We start from the raw sequence: 22,181 nt of genomic DNA, 5'->3' as shown, positions 1-22,181 counted from the left end.
GCCTGGGACCGCCCGCATCGGGCCCGGCAGGCTTCCCCACACCAGACCCTGAAGGAGAAGACCACCATGTGCCACGACATCGACAGCAGGCCGCCCGCCGCCCCCGTCGTCACCGGAGGGGTGGCCGCACACGGGGCATGGGAGATCGGCGCCGCCGACGGCAACCGTTTCCGGGCCTACCGGGCGGCCCCGGCCGTGCCCAACGGCAGCAATGTGCTGCTGCTGCCCGACGTGCGCGGTTTCCACCCGTTCTACGCGAGCCTGGCCCACCGGTTCGCCGAAGCAGGTTTCCACACGCTGGTGATGGACTATTACGGGCGCAGCGCCGGCACCGGCTCCCGGGACGACGCGTTCGACGGGTTCGCTCACCTGGCCCTGCTCGAACCGCACCACGTCGAGACCGACGCCGCCGCTGCGGCCGACGCGATCCGCGCCTGGCATCCCGGCCCGCTGTTCAGCGTCGGCTTCTGCCTCGGCGGCGGCTACTCCTGGCGGCTCGCCGCCTCCGGGCTGGACCTGGCCGGCGCCGTCGGCTTCTACGGGCCGCCCCGATTCCTCGGCGATCGTACGGCCCAACCGTCCGCGCCGCTTCTCATGCTGCTCGCCGGGGATGACGTGGCCACCACCCCGGAGCAGTACGCCACGCTGACCGCCGCCTTCGACCAGGCCGGCAAGACATACGAGGCGCACGTGTACGACGGCGCACCGCATTCGTTCTTCGACGACTCCGATGACCAGTGGCAGGAGGCGTGCACCGACGCCTGGCACCGTATCCTCGCGTTCACGGCGCGTCACAGCGGAGAGGCAGGCGGGTGAACGAGCGCTGCGAAGTCGTGCGACCGGTGCGCTAAGCCGGCATGACGGCGATCCGGCCCACGGGGACGCCGCCGCCCAGCACGTCCACATGCTCGAAGGCGGCGGCGGACGTGACGTCGCAGCCCATCAGCCGCAGCACGCCCAGCGCGATGGCCGTGGTGGCGCGCGGGCTGCCGTCGATGACCTTCACCGCCGCCGCGTGCCCCGACGCCAGCGCCACCACCAGCACGCCTTCCGCGCCGCCCTTGGCCACGGCGCCGGGCAGGGCGCGCATCAGCTCGGTGTTCTGATGGCCGGTGCCGCCGACATACTCGGGGTGGGCGCGCATCGCGTCCGCGACCTGCCGCGGACCGCTGCCCGGCGCGGCCAGCACCAGCGCCTGCGCCGCGCGTGCCAGCCCGGTCAGCGACAGCCCGAACAGCGGGGCCCCGCACCCGTCCACTGCCACGTGCGCGGCCTTCTCCCCCGCCAGCTCCTCGGTGACCGATCGCACGCGCAGGTGCAGGGGGTGGCCGGGAGACAGGTAGCCGGGCACATCCCAATCGTTCGCGACGCAGGCGGCCAGCATGGCGGCGTGCTTGCCCGAGCAGTTCATCCGCTCGCGCGAGACGCCGGCGCCCTGCCTGATCAACGCGTGCATCGTGGGCTGGTCCTCCGGCCAGGACTCCGGGCAGCGCAGGGCTCCGGTGTCCAGGCCGTAGTCCGCGAGCAGCTCCCGTACCAGCCGTACGTGGACATCCTCACCCGTGTGGCTGCCGGCGGCGATCGCCAGCCGCGGCCCCGCCAGCGCGGCACCCGCTGTGAGGCACGCCAGCGCCTGGAACGGCTTGGCCGACGAGCGCGGCAACACCGGCGCGTCCACCAGGCCCAGCGTCACCGCGCCCAGCCCCGACGGGTCGAGGCCTACGGCGCTGCCGTAGTGGACGCTCTCCACGAATCCCGAGCGGATCACCTCGGCCAGGACGGCGAGCTCAGGCACGGGCGATTCTCCTTCTCAGCGTGACGGAGCTCGTGGGCTGGCGGGCCTCGAGCGTGCGGGCCAGCTTGGACAGCGACGCGTTGACCACCAAGTAGATCAGCGCGACGACCAGGTACGTCTGGATGAGCAGGCCGTTGTAGGCGGCCAGGACCTTGCCGCTGTAGAGCAGCTCGCCGTAGCTGACGATGAAGCCGAGCGAGGTGTCCTTGAGCAGCCCGACGGACTGGCTGACGAGCGACGGCAGCACCCGGCGGGCAGCCTGCGGCAACACGATCAGCCGCATCGTCTGCAGGCGCGTGAGGCCGACGGCCAGGCCGGCCTCGGTCTGGCCGCGCTCGATCGAGTTGATCCCGGCGCGGAAGATCTCCGCGTACGCGGCCGCGTTGGACACCGTCAGCGGCACGACCAGCTTCCAGAACAGCGGCAGGTCGAGCCCGTACCGCGGCAGCGCGAACAGCACCACGTACACCAGCAGCAACGCCGGGATCGTCCGGACCACCTCGACGTAGGCGGCGGCCGGGCCGCGCACCCACGCCCGCGGCGACACCCGCCCCAGCGCCAGGGCCAGCCCGAACGCCATCGACAGCGCCGCCGACACGACGGCCGCCAGGAACGTCGACCACAGCCCGTCCAGCAGGTACCGCCACATGGGCCACGTCGCGTACGGCTGCCAGCGGGCGGCGTCGAGCTGCCCGTTCGCCGCGAACTGCCGCACGGCCAGCGCGACCAGCGCCACGGCGGCCAGCGTGCCGAGCGCGGTGGCGGCCCGGATGCGCCGGCGTGCCTTGGGCCCCGGCTCGTCGAACAGGACGGTGCTCATCGCAGGATCACCAGCCGGCGCTCCAGCCTGCCGGTGACGAACCCGGCCGCGGCGGCGATCAGCCCGTACGCGACCCCTGCGCCCACGAAGATCGGGATGGGCTGCGCCTCGACCAGGTTCACCCGCTGGGCGCTCGCCGTCAGGTCGACGACGCTGATGGCGCCGGCCAGCGCCGTGTTCATGGTGGTGGCGATGAAGATGTTGCCGATCGGCTGCACCACCGTGCGCAGTGCCTGCGGCAGGACGACATGCCGCAGTGACTGGCCGAACGTCAGCCCGATCGCCCGGGCCGCCTCGCCCTGCCCCTTCGACACCGAGTTCACGCCCGAGCGCAGCGCCTCGCCGATGTAGGCGGCCTCGTACACGGCGATCACCACGATGGCCGTCACCAGCGGCTCGGCCTTGATCCCGATTTCCGGCAGGCCGAAGAACGCCAGGACGAGCAGCACCAGCAGCGGCAGGTTCTGCAGCGTCTCGACGTACGCCGTGCCGAGGGCGCGCAACACCCCTACCGGGCTGACGCGCAGAGCGCAGACCAGCACGCCCAGCACCGCCGCGCCCGCAAAGGACGCGGCGGTGAGCTGGAACGTCACGATCAGCCCCTGCCACAGCTCGGGCAGGTGCTCGAGAAGGACTCCCATCAGGACCCCGGCACGGAGCCGATCTGCGGCGGCGCCGGCGCGTCACCGGTCACGACGGTGCCGATGGAGGTCTTCCAGATCTCCTGCCAGACCCCGCCGTCCTGCATCTTCTTCAGCCAGTCGTTGACGAACGTCTTCATCTGGTCGTCGCCGTGCTTGAGCCCGATCCCGTACGGGTCGACGGTGAACGGCTTCGTCACGATCTCGATCGACGGGTCCTTCTTGGCGTCGGCGATGAGGATCGTCTCGTCCTGCACGTACGCCACGCCCCGGTCCTGCTTGAGCGCCTGGATGCACTCGGGGTCGCTGCCGAACGTGATGATCTCGGCCTGCGGCGCCAGCTTCTTGATCGCGGGGATGGCCGGGGTGTTCGCGCCCGCCAGGACCTTCTTGCCGTTCAGGTCCTCCGGCTTGGCGATGCCCGTCGTGCCCTTCTTCACCGCGATCGTCAGACCGGAGGTGTAGTACGGGCCCGCGAACGCCACCTGCTTCGCCCGTTCCTCCGTGATTGTGTACGTCTGGAACACCACGTCGACGGTGCCGTTGGCGAGCAGCGCCTCCCTGGTCTCCGACGCCGAGTTGACGATCTTCACCTTGGGCTCGCCCAGGATGTACTTCGCCAGGGCCTTGCCCATCTGGGCGTCGAAGCCCTCGACCTCGCCGGTGGCTGGGTTCTGCTGGGACAACAGGGGCGCGTCCAGCGAGCCGCCCACGAGGAGCTCGCCGCGCTGCTTGATCTTCTCCATGGTGGAGCCGGGCAGGATCTCGGCCACCGTCGCGACCGGCGCTTTGGCCAGGACATCGCTCTGGGGGGACGTGGCCCCGGGGACGGCGGGGCTGCTCGACTCACCGCAGGCCGTCAGGGCTAACAGGGAGACGGCGGCGACAGCGACAAACCTCTTCATGAACGGTCACTTCCTTCGATTTCGAAGATAGTCCGGACCGTAGTGGGATATTTCGGAGCAAGTCAATACGTTGCTGGCGGAAGTTCTGCATGGTAGGTATCTCACATGGACCAGCGGCTGCCCGTGCAGGGGGCACAGGGCGACCTGCTGCGACTCGTCGCCACCGGCAAGGCGGAGTCCCGCGCCGACCTGGCCCGCTTATCCGGCCTGGCCGCGTCGAGCGTGTCGCTGCGCGTGGAGGAGCTCATCGACGCGGGCCTGCTGGCCGAGGAGGGCTCCGGCGCCTCCCGCGGCGGCCGCCGCCCGCGCCTGCTCCGCCTCTCCCCCACGGCCGGCGTGCTGGCCGTCGCCGACCTGGGCGCTCACCACGTACGCCTCAGCCTGCTCGACCTGAGCGGCACCCCGCTCCTGGTGGAGGAGCGTGCATGCGAGATCGCCGACGGCCCGCGGAGCACGCTCGACCGCATCGCCGACGCCTTCGACGAGCTGGTGGCGGCGCACGTACCGGCCGGGGTGCCGCTGCGCGGGGTGGGCACCGGCATCCCCGGCCCGGTGGACCCGGCCACCCGCCGCGTCGTCACCCCTTCCCGCATGCCCGGCTGGAACGACTTCCCCGTCGCCGACCACCTCGCCACCCGCTACGACCTGCCCATCCTCGTCGAGAACGACGCGAACCTGATGGCGGCCGGCGAGGCGCGCTGGTGGCCGGACCACGAGAACCTCATGGTCGTCAAGGCAGGGACCGGCATAGGCTGCGGCGTGATCGTCAACGGCCGCCTGCACCGCGGCCGCGGCGCGGCCGGCGACATCAGCCACGTCCGGGTCCGCTCCGACTCCTCCGTCATCTGCGCCTGCGGCCACCCGGACTGCCTGGAGGCGTACGCGAGCGGCGCCGCCCTGATGACGGCACTGTCGGAGGCCGGCATCGAGGTGACCCGCCCGGCCGACATTGTGGGATTGGTGCACGACGCCGTCCCTGAGGCGACAAGCCTGGTCCGCAACGCCGGCCGCCGCATCGGCGAGGTGCTGACGGTCCTGGTGAACTTCTTCAACCCGGACGTGGTGGCTGTGGGCGGCAGCCTGTCGGCAGCAGAACCCCTGATCACCTCGATCCGCGCCGCCGTCTGGGAACGCTGTCTCCCCCTGGCCACTAGAGACCTGGAAATCGCCCCAGCGAGAGCAGGCCGCGACGCCGCATTGCTGGGCGCCGGCGCCCTCCTCCTCGAAGCCGCCCTCACCCAGCCCTAACTACACGGTCCTCCACAGAGGCGCGCTCCGCGCGACGGAGTCCGGGGCAGCGCCTCCCAGGGGCTCGCGCCCCCTTCGACCCCCAAAGCACCCACCCCAATCCCGAATTACCGGATTGGCTGGCGGGAGCTCGGCGGCGGTCCAGACAGGAGACACGGATGGCATCCTAGAATGACGGCGATCAGAAGGAGATCATCAATGTCCCACTCTTTCGGCACGCAGCCCGCGCCGCGGCGCACCCCTCTCAGCGCCGAGGAGAAGGTCCGAGCCGAGGCGAACTTCTCCACCTTGGTCGCCGAACAACTCCTCGCCAACGGACGGTTCAGGGTGTCCGCCGACACCCCGGAGATGGTGGAGCTCTTCCAGGGGGTCGCTCGCAGGGTGGGTGACATACTGGGGCGGCCTGTGGTCAGCTACGCCAACGGCAGGTACATCGTGATCACCTTCGGCCAGGAGGAGGCCCCCGTCCTCACCGGCTGAGGTGTCCGCTCCAGGCCAACCCCATGGAACGTCCCCGCCTCATCGTTGGTGGCGCAGGGTGGTCTCGGCGAGGCGGTGGGGCGTGAAGGTCGCCGCCGCCACCCGATAGTGCGGATCAAGTGCCTCCCAGAGCTCGTCCAGCAGTTCGCCCTGGTCAGCGGCCGTGGTCCGGCCTTCGAGAAAAGGCTCCCCTGTGACGATGCGGCGGCCGTCGGAGACGTACGTGGTCATCAGCACGGCATCACCGGGGGTCAGTTCCCGGACGGAGAGGGTGAGCACGTTGGTCGATGTTCTGTCGCCGAGACTGCGGCGGGCCGCCCCGAACCACGCGTCCGCCGGAGAGCTCACATCCACGATCACGGTGATCCGCGGCGTGAAGATCGGTGGGTCGGGCTCGTAGTCCAGGCCGTCCAGGGCGACGGCTGCCGGCTGCCCCTCCAGCAGGCGGTCTGCAACGGTGGCCACCTGCTCGCCGTTGCCGAACACGAGCCAGCCGTCACGTTGCATGGCGGCGACGTAGTGGCGCAGCGGATCATTCGCGGCTGGACCGGTCGGGCCGACGATGAGCTCCTGATCGCTCACACGCAGGGCCCGTTCCCGCGATGCCTGGCTGCGGCCGGTCAGCAGGTAGCCGCCGCACATCGCGCCGTCGAGCGTTCTCGCCCACACCACACTCCGGCCCGGATAGCGGTTGGCCTGGAAAAGGTTACGTAGCGACGGCACGGACATCCTCATCGGCAGGGCGTTCCACTCTGACATATGTCGTTATGCGGGGCGGTGGAAGGTGGCGCGCCAGCGGTGCCGTTCCCCGTCGCGCAGGTCCTCGATCGTCCCCTTCTCCAGCCCGTCCGTCGCGAACGCCGCGATCTCGGACGGGGTCAGCGGCCACGGCGGCGCGAACACCGGCCCGTCTTCCTCCCGGCCGGAGGCGATCACCAGCAACGTGCCTCCGGGCCGGACGAACTCGGCGATCCGCGCGATGGCCGCGGCGTGCAGCTGCTCGGGCAGCGCCTGCACGGTCATGATCTCGACGACCAGGTCGAAGGCCTGCCGCCACTCCGCGGGCGGGTCCAGCAGGTCCGCGGCCTCATAGCGCACCGCGCTCTCCGGAAAGCGTTCCCGCGCGAGCCGTACGGCCGACTCGCTCACGTCGAACGCCACCGTCTCGTAGCCGAGCCCCGCCACGTATTCGGCGTCGTCCCCCAGCCCGGCCCCCACGACCAGCGCCCGCCCCGTCCCGGGGACGCCCCACTCGGACAGCAGGAAGTGCGGCGACCGCGAGTCCCACGGCACGATCGCGTCCCCGTTCGCCGATTCGGCGTAAAGCCGCTCGAACCAGCCCACCGGATCTCCGGAAGCCAGCGACTCGGCGGCCAACCTGATGGCGTCCTCGTCAGGATCTCTCCCCGTCATCCATGCCCCCAGCAGGATCCCGTATGGTTCGCCACGCTCCGCTTTCGCTGCCAGTTCTACCAGATTGATCCGATCGCCCAGCGGGCCGACCAGCTCGCGCTGCACGAAGGGGTGGTCGTGCACGTACCCCTTGCGCCGCAGCACCACGTCGAACAGCGGCAGCAGCACGCAGACGCCGGGCGTGGGGTGCGGACAGGGCTGCTTCGCATGCCGCCACTCCAGCTCGCCCGCCCGGCCGGCGACCACCAGCTCGACGACGTCCAGTGGGGTGGCGGGCCGGGCGAGTAGCTTGGTCGCGGCCTCGAGGACGGACTCGCGCTCTGCCGCCAGGACGCCCTTCCAGCTCTCGACCGGGAGCTCGTCCAGCCGAAACGGCTTCAGGCCGAGCACGAAGCCGCCACGTCCCAGCAGCTGATGGCTGATCACCTTCCCCAGCCGGCGCTCGAGCCTGCCCTCCACCCGCGACACCACCCCTGAGGGCACGCGCTCAGGGATGGTCCAGGGCCGTTCGCCGAACAGCTCCCTCTCATCCGGATGCTCATCCGCGAACGCGTCGACGTGCGGCGTGATGCGGGCCATCAGTCCATCCTGCTGGATCTTCCACTGGAAGCTTTCGTAGACGTCCAAGGCGCCACCCCGGTGCGCGAACGGCGCCACGTAGCGGGTCAGATGCCAGTCGAAGGCGCTTGTCACGAACAGCTCGGCCCGCGAGGCGGCGGACAGGCGTTCTCCGCCGACCACAGAGCGGGTCGCGGCCCAGACGGTGCGCCGCAATGGCCGGCACGCATCCCGCAGCTCGTCCGACTCGGTGGCGCGAGAGAGGAACAGATGGACGGCCCGGCGTTCATGCGGCCGCCACAGCTTCACCGCCAGCAGTTCCCTGATCATGAGCGCGTGCAGGTCCGGCGCGCTCAGCCCCATGAGCAGGGGCGGCCCCAGCAGGAGCTCCGGCATACCGCGCCACGTGCGGTGGGCCCGTACGGAGGCCAGGGCGGTCAGTCGCACGCGGGGCGGGCTGTCGTAGCCCGCCACCCGCGCGGCGTCGGCCGCCATCTCCGCCAGCCGGGGATGGTCATCCACCCGGAGCACGGGGTGGCGCCAGCGATAGAGCCGCGGCACCCGGTCCACCACGAACGCGACCGTGCCGGCGGCGAACGCGGCTGCCACGATCGGCCCCACCTCGACGGCCCCGCTGACCAGCACCAGGCCGGCACCGGCGCCCATGATCGCCACCACGCCGGCGACCAGCTTCACGGGCTGGGGCAGCAGGCCGGACGGTTCGAGAGCCAGCTGGAGCCGTAACACGCGCCACCGAGTCAACCGCACGGCCGAGCCTCCCACGCGCGAAATGATCAGGTAGGAACCTTACGCGCGAAACGACTCCTTGACCATCCGCCGCAGCCGCATCTCGTCGATGTCGTGGCCGAGGCCGGACTGGGTCAGCGGGACGGCGACGACGCCGGGGTAGGCGCCCACGATCGGGGTGACGATCTGGTTCTGGCGGGGCGGCTGCGTCACGTCGCACCAGCAGAGTGCGGCCCCGCAGGCTGGCGACGGCCACCGTCGCCGCCCTGGCCAGCCCAGCGCGCAGGCGAGAGACGAGCTCGCGGAGACATCAGGAAATGACCATCCCCCGGCCACCCTGAACCAGTCATGGGACCGTTGCCGTCACACCTTGAAGATGGAGGTGTCCAGCTCGAAATCGACCGGGGCGGGCAGCTTGATCGGTGTTCCCATGTCCACCTTGAAGATCGTCCTATAGGTGTCGTCCTTGATGTCACTGAACACGGTGACGGCTGGAGGCTTGCTGATGGGATCGATCGAGAGGTAGATCGGCACTTGACCCACCGCATAGAGGCGAACCTTCTCCTCACGATCGGTGTGAACGCTGCCGGGCGAGACCACCTCGGCAACCATCACCACCCCGGACGACAGCAGCTCCCCCGCGCCCCACCGCGGGCAATCAGGGGGCGCGAGGACGTAGTCGGGCACGAGGGAATCTCGAGGGCCTTCGATGCAGATGTTCAGGCCGCCGGGGGCCCCGCGCCATCCTCGCTCTCGGCGGACGGGGGAAAGGGCATCATGCAGGTCTACTGCCATCCAGGTGTGTTCTGGACTGCCCATAGGACTCACAAGCAGGTTCCCTTCGACGACCTCAACCCGGAGACCGGGGAGGGGGGGTAGGGCATCGAACAGCTCACGAGCGGTCTGCGGTAGGTGCGGGAAGCTCGCTTGGATTGATTCCGTGTGGTGCTCTTCTTCGACCATGGCGACCATGGAATCTTTCCCTTCGTATTCGAACGGACACGCTAAGTATTCCAGCTTTCGAGCGCGTCCGCCACAGAGAACCGATAACCGCAGCCGACGCGGGCGGTCCACTCACCCGCCAATCGACCGGGCAGGAACCCTATGCGTGGAAGGAGTCCTTGACCATCCGCCGCAGCCGCATCTCGTCGATGTCGTGGCCGAGGCCGGACTGGGTCAGCGGGACCGCGACGACGCCGGCGTTGGCGCCCACGATCGGGGTGACGATCTGGTTCTGGCGGGGCGGCTGCGTCACGTCGCACGGCAGAGTGCAGCCCGGCAGGCTGGCGACGGCCACCGTCGCCGCCCTGGCCAGCCCCGCGCCCTGGCCGCCCGTGCACTGGATGTCCCAGCCCGCCGCCGCGGCGCGGTCGTGCGCCCGGCGGGCCTCGGTCAGCGAGGGGAACGCCGCCGGCCGCAGCAGCAGGACGCGGGCGGCGCGCAGCGTCAGGTAGTCGTCCAGCTCGGCGGTCGAGCCGACCTCGACCGCGACCGACGCGGCCACCTGGTCCTGAAGCGCGGCGTGCGCGTAGGCGTCGCCGGCGGCGAAGGGCCGCTCGATCACCTCCAGGCCATAGGAGTCGAGCGCGACGAGCTGGCCGAGGTCGGTGTAGGCGTTGCCGCAGTCGACGGCGAGGGTCAGCGCGGGGTACGCCTGCCGCACCGCGCGCACCGGCTCCACGTCCCAGCCGGGCCTGATGTCCAGCGTGACGTGCCCGTATCCGGCGCAGACCTGCTGGTTGACCCGGGAGACGAGGCTCTCGGGCGACGGATCGGGCGTCAGGCGCACGGTGGCGATGAGCGAGGTGCGGGTGCCGCCGATCGCCTCCGCGAGCGGCACCCCGCGCATCCTGGTCCACAGGTCCCAGCAGGCCATGTCCACCGCGGAGTCGCCGCTCGGCACGGCGTCGGGGTGCTCCCAGTCGACGCCGATCAGCAGGGCGGCCAGCGTCTCCTCGAGCCTCGACCAGGTCTTGGGCTGGGGGGAGGTCGCCTCGCCCCAGCCGGTCATGCCGCCGTGGTCGGTGAGCTTCACCAGCAGGGTCTCCGACCTCCTGCCGAATGGCAGAACCACCCGGAAGACCTCAAGCTCCCGCACTCGCGGCATGTACCCCCCTTTTATGACGCGGTTTCCTCCATACTGCCTGCTCGCGCGGAACGCACCAAACGCGGGGCCAGGAGGAAGGCCAGGAACGCGAGCGCGACGGTGGAGGCCAGGCCGATGGCGTAGTTCTCGGAGGTGGCGGTGAACAGGGCGCCGCTGCCCGCCACGGCCACCACGGTGAACACCGACTCCCCCACGCCCACGGCCGCGCTGTTCTGGCCTTCCTCGCCCTGCGCCGACATCTCCAGCACCAGGACGGAGACGGTGGGGTGCAGCGTGCCGATGCCCAGTCCGGCCAGCGGCATGGCGACGTACGCGAGCGCGATCGGGACCGCGTCGATCAGCACGAGCGTCACCAGTGCGAGCCCGATCGTGAGCAGGGCGGCGCCGCCGCGGATGGCGGTCAGGTGGCTCATGCGGCCGCGGCCCTTGATCCAGGAGCCGGTGGACCAGCCGAGCGCGCCGACGGTGAGTACGACGCCCGCCGCCGTGGCGCTGAGCCCGCGCTCGTTCATCAGCATGAGCGGGATGAGGACCTGGGCGGCCGTGAGTGAGCCGAACGCGAGGCCGCGCAGCACGGGCGCGGTGGGCAGGCCGGGGGCGGCCCTGAGGGAGCCGGGGAGGAGAAGCTTGGGCAGGGCCACGGCCAGCAGGATGACGCCGGCGGCGAGGAGCGGCAGGCCGACGAGCTTCAGGGCGCTGCCGTACTGGATGAGCGCGGCGGCGACGGCGGTCAGCGAGGCCCAGACGAGCTTGCGACCGAGGCCGGGGGCGGGCTGGGCGGTGCCGCCACTCAGCTCGCGACCGGCGGGGCTGCCACCCAACTCACGGCCGGCGGTGCCGCCGCTCAGCTCGCGGCCGGCGGTGCCGCGCCAGAGCAGGAGCGCCGAAGGCACGACGATCAGTGAGACGCCGAGGAAGATCCACCGCCAGTCGGCGTTCTCGACCACGAAGCCGGCGATCGCGGGCCCGACCATGGACGGCACCACCCAAGCGGCAGAGAACAGGGCGAACACCTTGGGATGCAGCGCGCTGGGATAGACCCGGGCGACCAGCACGTACAGCGCGACCTGGGTCGCCCCGGCCCCGAGCCCCTGCACGAACCGGCCGGCGACGAACATCTCCATGGTCGGCGCGAACCCGGCCAGCAGCAGCCCGGCCACGAAGGTCGCCACGCCGGCCGTGATCGGCTCCACCGGGCCCCTCCGGTCGCTCCACCGCCCGCCCAGCACCGTCGCGATCACGCTGGCCGCCAGAGTGGCGCTGAAGGCCAGGTTGTACAGGTGCATGCCGCGCAGCTCGCGGGCCACCACAGGCATGGCCGTGGCCACCGCCATCGCCTCGAACGCCAGCAACGTCACGATCGCGACCAGCCCGAAGCTCAGGGCCCGGTACGGGGCGGACACCACGCCCGCCGTTTCCGATCTCTCAACAGTCGTCGTCATGGCGGGCAACGCTATGGCCCGGCCACGGGCCGGCACATCGGGCGCGGGACCTAGACGGTCCTGGGCCATTAGCCCTACGGCATGCGGGCGCGGTCTACGGCATGCGTGCCTCGATGCCGTCCAGCAGCAGCTCCAGCCCGTAACGGAAGCGGTCCTCGCCGTCGCCGGCGATCAGCTCGTCGACGAACTTGCTCACGGTCGGGAACCGCTCCACCGGCAGCTCCCGGTAGTAGGCGGCGATCTGCCCCGCGAATTGCTCGAAGTATTCCCCGGGGTCCGTCAGCCCGGCCGATCGCATCCGCGCGTAGTGAACGGTGCCCTCGTAGGCGTCGCCGACGACGTAGAGGGAGAGCCGGTCCATCGCCAGGGACGCCTGGCGCGGCGCCATGCCGGCCTCGATCAGCAGCCCGAAGACGAACTCGCCGATGCGGACCGAGTTTTCGCCCGTGGGGATGTTGGCCAGCGCGACCCTGGCCACGTCGGCGTGGGAGGCGAGCACGCCGTGCACCTCCATGGCGTAGGCGCGGAGTTGCTCCTTCCACCGCGCCGGATCGCGTTCGGGCAGCCGGATCTCGCCGAGCACCCGGTCGTAGACGAGCTCCAGCAGCTCGTCTTTGTTGGCGACGTGCGCGTAGAGCGAGGCGGGGCCCGTGTCGAGCTCCTGGGCGACGCGTCTCATGCTGAGCGCGTCGAGCCCTTCGGCGTCCAGGATCCGGAGTCCGGTCTCGACGATCAGGTCCTGGCTCAGCTGCCGCTTGGCCGGCGCCGGCGTGCGCGACTTACGCCAGGGCGGCGCCGGCACGCTTTCTGTCCTCTCGCGATCCATACGAACATCGTACTTGACACGAACGCTGTTCGTCACTAAACAGTGTTCGCAACGAACAGCGTTCGTCCATAGAACACCGTTATGACGAAGGAGTCCCCATGACGACCACCGCCTCCATGGCGACGACCGAGGTCCAGCCCTATCGCTGGCGCTGGGTCGCGCTCTTCGTGGTCCTGGCCGCCGAGGTCATGGACTTACTCGACGCGCTCGTGACCACGATCGCCGCCCCCACCATCCAGAAGGAGCTCGGTGGCTCTGCCAGCCTCGTGCAGTGGCTGGGCGCTGGCTACACGCTGGCCATGGCCGTCGGCCTGATCACCGGTGGCCGGCTCGGCGACCTGTACGGCAGGAAGCGCATGTTCCTGATCGGCGCCTTCGGCTTCACCGCCGCCTCGATGCTGTGCGGGGTCGCGGTCAGCCCGGCGATGCTGGTCGGCAGCCGGGTGTTGCAGGGCCTGTTCGGGGCCGTGATGATCCCGCAGGGCCTGGGCCTGATCAAGGAGATGTTCCCGCCGCGCGAGCTGGGCAAGGCGTTCGGCATGTTCGGCCCGGTCATGGCCATCTCGTCGGTCGGGGGCCCCATCCTGGCCGGCTGGCTGGTCGACGCCGACTTCTTCGGCACCGGCTGGCGCATGATCTTCCTGATCAACCTGCCGATCGGCCTGGCCACCGCGCTGGCCGCGATCCGATTCCTGCCCGAGTTCCGCCTCTCGAACGCCACCAGGCTCGACCTCGGCGGCGTGGCCCTGGTGTCGGCGGCCGCGTTCCTGCTGATCTACCCGCTCATCCAAGGCCGTGAGCTGGGCTGGCCCGCGTGGACGTTCGCGTCGATGGCCGCCTCGATCGTGTTGTTCGCGGTCTTCGGCCGCTACGAGTCGCGCCGCGCCAAGGCGGGCAAGGACCCGCTGGTCACGCCCGGACTGTTCCGCAAGCGTGCCTTCACCGGTGGCCTGGTGGCCGGACTGGCGTTCTTCGCCGGGATGATGGGCTTCGGCCTGGTCTTCAGCCTCTACACCCAGATGGGGCTCGGCTTCACGCCGCTGCAGGCCGGTCTGGCCGGACTGCCGCAGGCGGTGGGCGGCGTGCTCGGCTTCGGCCTGGCGATGTCCGGCCTGCAGGAGAAGCTCGGCCGGGGCCTGCTGCAGATCGGCACCGTCGTCATGGCGGCCGGCGCGGCCGTGCTCGCCCTGACCATCCACCTGGCCGGCGTCGAGGTCACCAGCTGGCAGCTGGCCCCCGGTCTCGGCCTCGTCGGCATCGGGATGGGCCTGACCATGGCGCCGTTCTTCGACATCGTGCTCGCCGGCGTCGAGCCGCACGAGTCCGGCTCCGCGTCCGGCACACTGACCGCGATCCAGCAGCTGGGCGCTGCGCTCGGCACCGCCGTGCTGGGGACGCTGTTCTTCAACCTGCTCGCCGCCGAGTGGAGCTTCGGGGCGTCCATGCAGGTCACGGTGTGGGTCGAGGTCGGGCTGCTGGTGCTGACGCTCGCGCTGTCGTTCCTGATGCCCCGCCGGGCCCGGCCGGAACAGGCCGCCCACTAAGCGTCATGAGACCGCGGCCCCGATGCGGGGTCGCGGTCTCACGCGCTCACCTGCCGCTCGGCCCACTGGGCGATGTCGCGCCGTTCGATCGCCGCCGCCATCAGGCCGGGGAACGCGTCGGGCGTGCAGGCGAACGCGGGCACCCCCAGCGCCGCCAGCGCGGCGGCGTTGTCGTGGTCGTAGAACGGCGCGCCCTCGTCGGACAGCGCGAGCAGCACGATCACCTGCACGCCGGCCTGCGTCATCGCGGCGACCCTGCGCAACATCTCCTGCCGCACGCCGCCCTCGTACAGGTCGCTGATCAGAATGAAGATCGAGTTGGCCGGCCTCGTGATGAGCCCCTGGCAGTAGGCGATGGCCCGGTTGATGTCGGTGCCGCCGCCGAGCTGGGTGCCGAACAGCAGCTCGACCGGATCGTGCAGCCGCTCGGTGAGATCCACCACCGCCGTGTCGAACACCACCAGCGACGTCTTGAGCGAGCGCATCGACGCCAGCACCGCCCCGAACACACTCGAATACACCACCGAGGCCGCCATCGACCCGCTCTGGTCGATGCACAACACCACCTCGCGCTGCACCGACCGCTGGCGCCGGGCGTAGCCGACGAGCCGTGACGGGACGACGGTGTTGCGTTCCGGCAGGTAGTTCTTGAGGTTCGCCCTGATCGTCCGGTTCCAGTCGATGTCGGCCACCCGCTTGGGGCGATGTGTCCTGGCCGCGCGGTCGAGCGCGCCCGTCACGGCCGCCCTGGTCTTCTGCGCGAGCCTGCGCTCAAGCTCCGCCACCACCGTGCGCACCACGGCCCTGGCCGACTCGCGGGCCTGGTCGGGCATGACCTTGTTGAGCGCCAGCAAGGTGCCGACCAGGTGCACGTCGGGCTCCACCGCCTCGAGCATCTCCGGTTCCAGCAGAAGCCTGGTGAGGTTGAGCTTCTCGATCGCGTCCTTCTGCATGACCTGGACGACCGTGGAGGGGAAGTAGGTCCTGATGTCGCCCAGCCAGCGGGCCACCCGCGGCGCCGACGCGCCCAGCCCGCCCTGCCGGCCATCCTGGTCGTAGACGGCGGCCAGGGCCGCGTCCATCTGCACGTCCGCGCCCTGCAGCCCGCACCCGGTGCCGTCGGCGTCCCCGCCGCCCAGCACCAGCCGCCACCGGCGCATCCGCTCATCGTCTGCCGCGCTCATCCGCCCGCCCTCCCGAGTCCTTCCGCCTTCCGGAGCCCGTCCGCCTGCCCGGATCCGCCCGCCTTCCCGAGGATCGCCAGCACGGTGGTGACGGCCGCCGCCGCGCGCCGCTCGTCCACGTCCTGCTCCCCTTCCGCTTCCACGCGCCCGGCCGAGCGGACGCGCTCCCCGATGGCCCGGCGCTCCGGCACGGCGAAGCTGCCGAACGTACGGCGCAACAGCGGCAGCACGTCGGTGAACTGGTCACCAGCAAGCCCGCCGATCCAGTCGTCGACCAGGGCCAGCAGCCTCGCGTCGTGCACCAGCAGCAGCCCGCCTCCGGCCAGGAATCCCTCGACCCACGCCGCCGCCCTGGCCGGCGTCTGCCCCCTGGACATGGCCCTGGACATGCGGTCACCGGCATCCTGGAGCTCGCCCGAGTCCAGCAGGATCCTGGTCAGCCGCCCTTCGATGAGCCCGTGCAGATCCTGCCGGTCGCTGATCCCGCGCAGCGTGACCAGCCACCGGCTCCGCGGCGCCGCCCCGGCTTCTCCGCCCTCGGCTGACACGCCGTCGGATGACACGCCGTCCCTGGCCGGCGCCCCACCGTCGGAGGGCGGGTCGGTGAGGAGGGCGACGGCGGCGTGCACCGCGTCCACGTGTTTGAGCAGATCGGCCGCCGCGTCGTCGTCCAGCCCGGTCACCGCCACCGGCAGCCCGACGCAGATCCGCTCCAGCATCGAGCGTACGATCACCGCCAGCCCCTCGGCCGACGTGCCGCGTACGTCGCCGTAGCGGTGGGCACGCACCATCGCGGGCAGGGCCGCCATCAGGTGTGTGACGTCGGTGTCGAGCGCCGCCTTGGCCGACAGCGCGGCCAGCACCTCGGGCAGCGCCTCTGACAGGTCGGCGAGCAGGCACTGTTCGACCAGCGACGTCAGGTCCGCCAGCGCCGCGCCCGGCGCGCCTGCCAGGTCCCTGGCCCGCTGTGCGGTGGCGGACCTCACGGTGGTGCCCAGGGCGGCATGCTCGATGAGGGCGAGATCGTGCTCCGGACGCCACTGCAGCGTCCATGTCTCCCTGAACGTGCCCTTGCCGCGCGCCTGCCCCGGCGTCCCCCAGCCGACGCCGAGCAGCCGCAGCCGGTGCAGCAGGTGGCTGCGCTCGAGGTCGAGGGGCTTGCGCAGGTCGAGGTCGATCTCGCGGTCGAGCGCCTCCGGCTTGAGCTTCAGCCGCCGCTGCTGCTCGCGCAGGTCACGCTGGAGCGGCACCATCGGCGTGCCGTCGGAGACGTGGCCCAGCCGGTCGCCCACGACCATGCGGCGCTGGATCAGCTCCACGGCCAGGTCGTCGCCTTCGCACAGCACGGCCCTGGCCGCCTCGGTGACCTCGCTCAACCCCGCCAGCGGGCGGCCGCGCAGCGCAGCCAGGCTGCCGGCCAGGCGTACGGACTCGATGACGTGCGCGGACGACACCGGCAGACCTTCATCGCGCAGCACGGCGGCGGCCTCGGCCAGCCATCGCTCGACGGGCCGGTCGGGCGCGGTGAACAGGTGGTGGTACCAGCCGGGCGAGGTGATGCCCGCGCCGTAGCCGCTCCACGAGGCCAGCCGCCCGTACGTCCACGGCACCCAGGTCAGCTCGGCCTTCACCTTCGGCAGCCCACGCAGGAGCGCGGTGTCCGCTGTCGCGGGCGGCAGCGGCCCGGCCAGCGCCGGAACGTGCCAGGCCCCGCAGACCACCGCGATCCTGCCGTAGCCCTGCTTGAGCGCCGCGCGGAGGGTCTTGCGCATGTGAGCCTCGCGCCTGGCCTCCCGCTCGTCCGGCTCGTAGCCTTCGCGTACGGCGGCCATGGCCTCGGCGATCACTTCGAAGGGGGTGTCGCCGCGGTGCTCGACGACGTCCTCCCACCAGCGTTCGGGGTCGTCATATCCGGCGGCCGCAGCGAGCGAGCCGATCGGGTCGGCCCGCAGCTCCGAGACCTCCTCATCGGTCCGGCCGGCCAGCGAATGGGCCGCGGGCAGGTCGCAGAAGCGCACGGGGACGCCAGCGGAGGCGCCGTACAGGATGGCCTGCCACTCCGGCGAGAACCCGGCGAACGGCCAGAAAGCGGCGTTGGCGGCGTCGCCCGGCACGTGCGCGAGCAGTGCGACGGGCGGCTCCAGCTGCGGGGCGAGCGGGATGAGCGGGTCGGCCTCGGGCGGGCCCTCGATGAGGATCGCGTCGGGGCGCAGGCGCTCCAGCTCGGCCCGGACGGCCCGCGCCGACCCCGGCCCGTGGTGCCGCACGCCCAGAACATGCACACTCATGAGACCTCGCGGCACGCGCGGTAGAAGTCGCGCCAGTCGGAACGCTCCCTGACCACGGTCTCCAGGTATTCGCGCCACACCACCCGATCCGACACCGGCTCCTGCACCACCGCGCCCACGATGCCGGCGGCCACGTCGGACGGGCGCAGGACGCCGTCGCCGAAGTGGGCGGCCAGCGCGATGCCGCTGGTGAGGACCGAGATCGCCTCGGCCGTGGACAGGGTCCCGCTGGGCGACTTCACCTTGGTCCTGCCGTCCTCGGTGACACCCGTGCGCAGCTCGCGGAACACCGTCACCACGCGCCGGATCTCCTCCAGGCCGGTCGTGGTCTCGGGCAGCTCCAGCGCCCGGCCGAGCTGGGTGACGCGGCGCGTCACGATGTCCACCTCCTCCTCGGCGGTGGCCGGCACCGGCAGCACCACGGTGTTGAAGCGGCGGCGCAGCGCGCTGGACAGCTCGTTGACCCCCCGGTCGCGGTCGTTGGCGGTGGCGATGACGTTGAAGCCCCGCTCGGCCTGCACCTCCCGGTTGAGCTCGGGGATCGGCAGCGTCTTCTCCGACAGGACGGTGATCAGCGCGTCCTGGACGTCCGACGGCATGCGGGTCAGCTCCTCGACGCGCGCGATGCGGCCCTCGGCCATCGCCCGCATCACCGGCGAAGGAGTCAGCGCCTGGATCGAGGGGCCCTCGGCCAGCAGTCTGGCGTAGTTCCAGCCGTACCGGATGGCCTCCTCCGCGGTGCCGGCGGTGCCCTGCACGAGCAGTGTCGAGTCGCCGCTGATGGCGGCGGCCAGGTGCTCCGACAGCCACGTCTTGGCGGTGCCGGGCACGCCGAGCAGCAACAGCGCGCGGTCGGTCGCCAGCGTGGCGACGGCGACCTCGACGATGCGGCGCGCGCCCACGTATTTGGGGGTGACGCGGTCGCCGTCGCCCAGGATGTAGGTGGTGACGGCCCACGGCGACAACTTCCAGCCCGGCGGTCGGGGCCGGTCGTCGTCCTTGGCCAGGAGGGCCAGCTCTTCGGCGTATTGGTCCTCCGCGTGCGGGCGCAGAACGGTCACGGGGTCTCCTTCAATTCCTTGTACATGTCGGCACGGAAGCGCAGCAGCGCGGCGACCTGCTGGATGGATTCGACCGGCGAGTAGCTCTCCGCCAGCGGGAACAACGCCGGGTCGATGCGCTCGCCGGCCAGCTTGACCAGCTCGCCGAGGTTCCACGGCTGCGTGGCGGCCACCTTCACGATCTTGCGGAGAACGGCGGTGGCCAGCCCTTCGCGCCAGTGGGACGACACGCCGCCCAGGACCATGATGAGCTGGCTGTCCAGGTCGTGCGTGCGGACGAAATCAGCGGCGAGCTCCTGCTGCTCGCCGGCCGGGAGGGACTCCAGGAGGTCGGCGATCGGGTCCCACCCGAACATCGCCCGCGCCCACTCGGGGTCCTTCTGCAGCACGGCGGCACGCACCCAGGCGGCCTTCACGTCGGCGTCCCAGTCGGGGATCCGCATCCGGAGCAACCGGGCGGGCGGGTGGCCCCACACCGCGAGCGGCGCGCGAGCGATGATCTGCTGGAGCCACCAGGCCCGCTCGCCGATGCCCCTCGGGGGTTTGGGCCTGACGCCGTCGCGCTCCATGGCCTTGTCGCACTCGAGGGGGGCCTCGATGGTGATGACGTTGCCGGCGACGGCGACACACGCGCGCACCCGCTCGGCCATCCGCTGGGACAGGCGCGAGCCGGGAAGGCCGGCGAGCAGGTTGGCGGCGGCCTGGCGCACCTCCCTGCGCCGGTCGTCCAGCACCGACTCCAGGAACGGCTCGTCGTCCATGCTCAGCCCGTCGGCCAGCACGTCTGCGAACTCGGCGCGGTCGTCGGGCGTCTCACGCTCCCACGTGCCCTCCAGCAGCCGCCTGGCCTGGGCGGGGTCCGCCGCCCTGAGCGCGCGCAGGTGCGCCAGCCGGTCGGCCGAACCGCCCAGCTCCCATGTCTCCCCCGTCGGCTCCTCCAGCAGGTAGGCCCACGCCGGGTTGTGACCGGCCAGCCACCTGCCGCGCTGCCCGGCCAGCACGCCGAGGTGGACCCGGATCGAGCGGTCGCGGCGGCCGCGTTCGAGCAGCTCGGGCAGCGCATAAGGAGGCACCCGGCGACCGGTCCCCGCCGCCGCGGCGAGCCATTCGGGCAGCAGCCTCTCGTGCTCGCCGCCCATGATCCTGACCAGGCGCTCGGCAGCGCGCCTGGCGATCGCGGGGCGCTCCTCGCCGGGCGCGGGCTCCGGCGGCGCCGCCTCGCCCGGTCGCCGGAGCCCGCGCCCGGCCCGCCGCCTGGCCACCGCGACGGCCGCGTCCTCGAGCAGGACCCCGTGGTAGGGCCTGCGGTCGGTGCCGACCAGCGCCGCCGACGCCAGCTCCTCCCAGGTGCTCACACGATCACCGCCGTTCCTTCGTCGTCCCAGGTGGTCAGAGGGCGCAGGCCCTGCGGAGTCCATTCGGCGGCGACCGTGAGCGGGTGTCCGCCCGAGACGGCGATCAGCCGCCACGGGTCACGGGATCTGGGGTGCAGCGGGAGCCCTCCGAGCGAGGTCCGCTCGGGGACGACCCCGGCCAGCACGAGCGGCCAGGACTCGGTCCACGGATCCTCGGCCAGCGCCCCTGCGACCTCATCGAGCGCCTGCTCCGGCGACAGGCCAGGAGGAACGACCTGCGGCACAGCGGCGCGCGTGGCCGTCGGGTCGGCCTCGGCAGCGCGCGGGGCCGCAGGGCCGGCCTCGGCAGCCGCGCCCTGAGCTGCCAGGGTGCCATGGTGGGTGGCGATCAGGGCGCGCAAGGGGGCCGCGCCCGGGTAGAAGGCCACGTCGGCGTCGATGACGGTGCCGGTGACCGGGGAGGCGTCCAAAGGCCGGCCCTGCGGAGCGAAGGACAGGATCAGCGCCGGTCGGCCGCTGCGGCGACCGCGGAGCCAGACGCGGCGGGCCGTCAGCCCGTCCTGCACCTCCTCTCTCCTGCCCAGCACGTCCCAGTGGTCGCGCACCGCCGGCCCGGCGAGCACCTCTTCCCTGGTGACCGGGAACCCGGTGCGGATCAGGACGGTCTGGGCGAGCGGACCGGGCAGCTCGGCCCGGCGCCGGTAGGCGACGGCGAGCAGGTTGATGAGGGCGTATTCCTCCAGCAGCCGGCCCGGCCAGTCGTCCTCCGCCCGCACCTGGGCCAGGCGGGAGACGATGCCCGCGAGGCCTGGGGCCTGGGCGTCGATGAGGCGCTTGGCCAGGCCGTCCCAGTCGTGCTCGGCGGCCCCCGCCAAGCCCTGCCGCACCTGGTCGGCCAGCCAGCGCTCCACCTCGGCCAGCCCGGAGGCGACGCGTGCGTGACGCGGCGACTCCGCCCCGCCCGAGACGCCCGGCCCTGCCGCCCCCTGCCCGTGGCCGGAGGCGCCGGTGCTGGGGCCGGCCGGCGTGCCGGGGCCTGGTTGTGCCGCGTCCGCCTGGCTGTCGGCGGCGGCCTCGGATCCCGCCGAGGTCCCGGCTGGAGCGGAGGCGGCGGCCTTGGCGCGGGCGGCGTCGAGGCGGGCCGCGGCTTTGGCGGCGCGCTCCGCCCGCGCCTCCTGCCACTCCATCACCCACTGCGGCGCCGCCTGCGCCTCCGGCACCCCGTCCGCGGACCACATGAGCAGCAGCCCGAGCGCATGCTTGCAGGGGAACTTCCTGCTCGGGCAGCTGCACCGGTAGGCAGGCTCGGTCAGGTCGACGCACGCCAGGTAGGGCTTGGCCCCGCTGCCCTTGCACTCGCCATAGAGGACCGTGCCTGTCGTGCCGCGCGACGACCACTTCCCCGGCGCCGCGATCCCCTGGGCAGCCTTTTGGGAGGAGGCGTCAGGGGCGAGGGCGAGCACCTGATCCCGGCTCCACCGTTCGATCACCTGCCGCAGACTAGCCAGCCCGACCGACATTTCGCCGCGAGTCGGGGAGATCCCCGGCCGACGTCAGCCGAGCTGACCTCCGCGGCGGACAGGTAGGAGCCGCCGAGCGCCCGGTGCCCTTCGAGGCGCACGTAGCGGGCGTCCACCGGCGTGAAGGTGGCCGTCTTGAGCCGGGCGTCGCCCGCCCACGTGCCGGCCGCGACCTCGGTGAAGCTCTGGCCGTCGGCGCTGACGTACACCGTTCACCTCGACGTGGACGGCGTGGGCGAGCTCGGGG

21 protein-coding genes are annotated in these 22,181 nt (G+C 71.8%); 4 read left to right on the top strand and 17 right to left on the bottom strand.

Translation table 11 applies throughout. From position 1 onward, the window contains the following. Positions 1–66 precede the first annotated feature (66 nt). On the top strand, positions 67–816 hold the full coding sequence (locus tag OHA25_RS29785; protein ID WP_327590750.1) for a dienelactone hydrolase family protein: 750 nt from the start codon (positions 67–69) through the stop codon (positions 814–816). Between the two features lie 31 nt (positions 817–847). Here the strand turns inward: OHA25_RS29785 and OHA25_RS29780 are convergent, their stop codons facing one another. From OHA25_RS29780 to OHA25_RS29765, 4 genes are read right to left on the bottom strand one after another with little or no spacing between them, the layout of a single operon-like run. Further along, positions 848–1,795, bottom strand: coding sequence for an asparaginase (locus OHA25_RS29780; RefSeq protein WP_327590749.1), 948 nt, complete (start codon positions 1,793–1,795; stop codon positions 848–850). Further along, positions 1,788–2,615: an amino acid ABC transporter permease gene (locus tag OHA25_RS29775; protein ID WP_327590748.1), complete on the bottom strand. Its 828-nt coding sequence runs from the start codon at positions 2,613–2,615 to the stop codon at positions 1,788–1,790. The genes OHA25_RS29780 and OHA25_RS29775 overlap by 8 nt, the downstream gene beginning before the upstream one ends. Further along, entirely contained in the window at positions 2,612–3,256 is a 645-nt protein-coding gene (locus OHA25_RS29770) for an amino acid ABC transporter permease (protein ID WP_327590747.1), read from the bottom strand. Before OHA25_RS29770 ends, OHA25_RS29775 begins: the two co-directional genes overlap by 4 nt. Further along, positions 3,256–4,161 (bottom strand): glutamate ABC transporter substrate-binding protein, encoded by a 906-nt coding sequence (locus OHA25_RS29765; protein ID WP_327590746.1) that lies wholly within the window; start codon positions 4,159–4,161, stop codon positions 3,256–3,258. The genes OHA25_RS29770 and OHA25_RS29765 overlap by 1 nt, the downstream gene beginning before the upstream one ends. A 105-nt stretch (positions 4,162–4,266) precedes the next feature. On the opposite strand from OHA25_RS29765, the gene OHA25_RS29760 reads away from it, so the two are divergent. Then, complete coding sequence (locus OHA25_RS29760; RefSeq protein ID WP_327590745.1) at positions 4,267–5,409, top strand: ROK family transcriptional regulator; 1,143 nt, start codon at positions 4,267–4,269, stop codon at positions 5,407–5,409. Positions 5,410–5,607: 198 nt separating this feature from the next. Beyond that, positions 5,608–5,889, top strand: a complete 282-nt coding sequence (locus tag OHA25_RS29755; protein WP_327590744.1) for a hypothetical protein — start codon at positions 5,608–5,610, stop codon at positions 5,887–5,889. A gap of 39 nt (positions 5,890–5,928) precedes the next feature. Here OHA25_RS29755 and OHA25_RS29750 read toward each other — a convergent pair whose 3' ends face one another. From OHA25_RS29750 to OHA25_RS29720, 7 genes are all read right to left on the bottom strand, one after another. After that, positions 5,929–6,612, bottom strand: a complete 684-nt coding sequence (locus OHA25_RS29750) for an IMP cyclohydrolase (RefSeq protein WP_327590743.1) — start codon at positions 6,610–6,612, stop codon at positions 5,929–5,931. Between the two features lie 42 nt (positions 6,613–6,654). Further along, entirely contained in the window at positions 6,655–8,628 is a 1,974-nt protein-coding gene (locus tag OHA25_RS29745; protein ID WP_327590742.1) for a class I SAM-dependent methyltransferase, read from the bottom strand. Between the two features lie 39 nt (positions 8,629–8,667). Continuing rightward, the gene (locus OHA25_RS29740) at positions 8,668–8,820 is read right to left on the bottom strand and encodes a hypothetical protein (RefSeq protein ID WP_327590741.1); all 153 of its coding nucleotides are present in this window, start codon (positions 8,818–8,820) and stop codon (positions 8,668–8,670) included. Between the two features lie 150 nt (positions 8,821–8,970). After that, complete coding sequence (locus OHA25_RS29735; protein ID WP_327590740.1) at positions 8,971–9,579, bottom strand: Uma2 family endonuclease; 609 nt, start codon at positions 9,577–9,579, stop codon at positions 8,971–8,973. A 130-nt stretch (positions 9,580–9,709) separates the two neighbouring features. Beyond that, positions 9,710–10,714 (bottom strand): enolase C-terminal domain-like protein, encoded by a 1,005-nt coding sequence (locus OHA25_RS29730; protein WP_327590739.1) that lies wholly within the window; start codon positions 10,712–10,714, stop codon positions 9,710–9,712. Positions 10,715–10,725: 11 nt separating this feature from the next. Continuing rightward, positions 10,726–12,156: an MFS transporter gene (locus OHA25_RS29725; protein WP_327590738.1), complete on the bottom strand. Its 1,431-nt coding sequence runs from the start codon at positions 12,154–12,156 to the stop codon at positions 10,726–10,728. 94 nt (positions 12,157–12,250) lie between these two features. Next, positions 12,251–12,982 carry a TetR/AcrR family transcriptional regulator gene (locus OHA25_RS29720; RefSeq protein ID WP_327590737.1) on the bottom strand — a complete coding sequence of 244 codons (732 nt, stop codon included), beginning with the start codon at positions 12,980–12,982 and terminating at the stop codon, positions 12,251–12,253. A gap of 98 nt (positions 12,983–13,080) precedes the next feature. On the opposite strand from OHA25_RS29720, the gene OHA25_RS29715 reads away from it, so the two are divergent. Beyond that, the gene (locus tag OHA25_RS29715) at positions 13,081–14,526 is read left to right on the top strand and encodes an MFS transporter (protein ID WP_327590736.1); all 1,446 of its coding nucleotides are present in this window, start codon (positions 13,081–13,083) and stop codon (positions 14,524–14,526) included. A gap of 38 nt (positions 14,527–14,564) precedes the next feature. Here OHA25_RS29715 and OHA25_RS29710 read toward each other — a convergent pair whose 3' ends face one another. From OHA25_RS29710 to OHA25_RS61520, 6 genes are read right to left on the bottom strand one after another with little or no spacing between them, the layout of a single operon-like run. Then, positions 14,565–15,710, bottom strand: a complete 1,146-nt coding sequence (locus OHA25_RS29710) for a VWA domain-containing protein (RefSeq protein ID WP_327590735.1) — start codon at positions 15,708–15,710, stop codon at positions 14,565–14,567. Then, positions 15,707–17,998, bottom strand: coding sequence for a DUF5682 family protein (locus OHA25_RS29705; protein WP_327590734.1), 2,292 nt, complete (start codon positions 17,996–17,998; stop codon positions 15,707–15,709). Before OHA25_RS29705 ends, OHA25_RS29710 begins: the two co-directional genes overlap by 4 nt. Beyond that, complete coding sequence (locus OHA25_RS29700; protein WP_327590733.1) at positions 17,995–19,059, bottom strand: ATP-binding protein; 1,065 nt, start codon at positions 19,057–19,059, stop codon at positions 17,995–17,997. Before OHA25_RS29700 ends, OHA25_RS29705 begins: the two co-directional genes overlap by 4 nt. Further along, on the bottom strand, positions 19,056–20,414 hold the full coding sequence (locus OHA25_RS29695; protein WP_327590732.1) for a DUF5691 domain-containing protein: 1,359 nt from the start codon (positions 20,412–20,414) through the stop codon (positions 19,056–19,058). The genes OHA25_RS29700 and OHA25_RS29695 overlap by 4 nt, the downstream gene beginning before the upstream one ends. Continuing rightward, on the bottom strand, positions 20,411–21,904 hold the full coding sequence (locus OHA25_RS29690) for an SWIM zinc finger family protein (RefSeq protein ID WP_327590731.1): 1,494 nt from the start codon (positions 21,902–21,904) through the stop codon (positions 20,411–20,413). The genes OHA25_RS29695 and OHA25_RS29690 overlap by 4 nt, the downstream gene beginning before the upstream one ends. Beyond that, a complete protein-coding gene (locus tag OHA25_RS61520) occupies positions 21,901–22,143 on the bottom strand; it encodes a discoidin domain-containing protein (protein ID WP_442942152.1) in 243 nt (80 codons plus the stop codon). The genes OHA25_RS29690 and OHA25_RS61520 overlap by 4 nt, the downstream gene beginning before the upstream one ends. Positions 22,144–22,181 lie beyond the last annotated feature (38 nt).

This window comes from Nonomuraea sp. NBC_00507, from assembly GCF_036013525.1.
GTDB lineage: Bacteria > Actinomycetota > Actinomycetes > Streptosporangiales > Streptosporangiaceae > Nonomuraea.
This window is presented reverse-complemented; position numbering and strand designations above follow the sequence as displayed.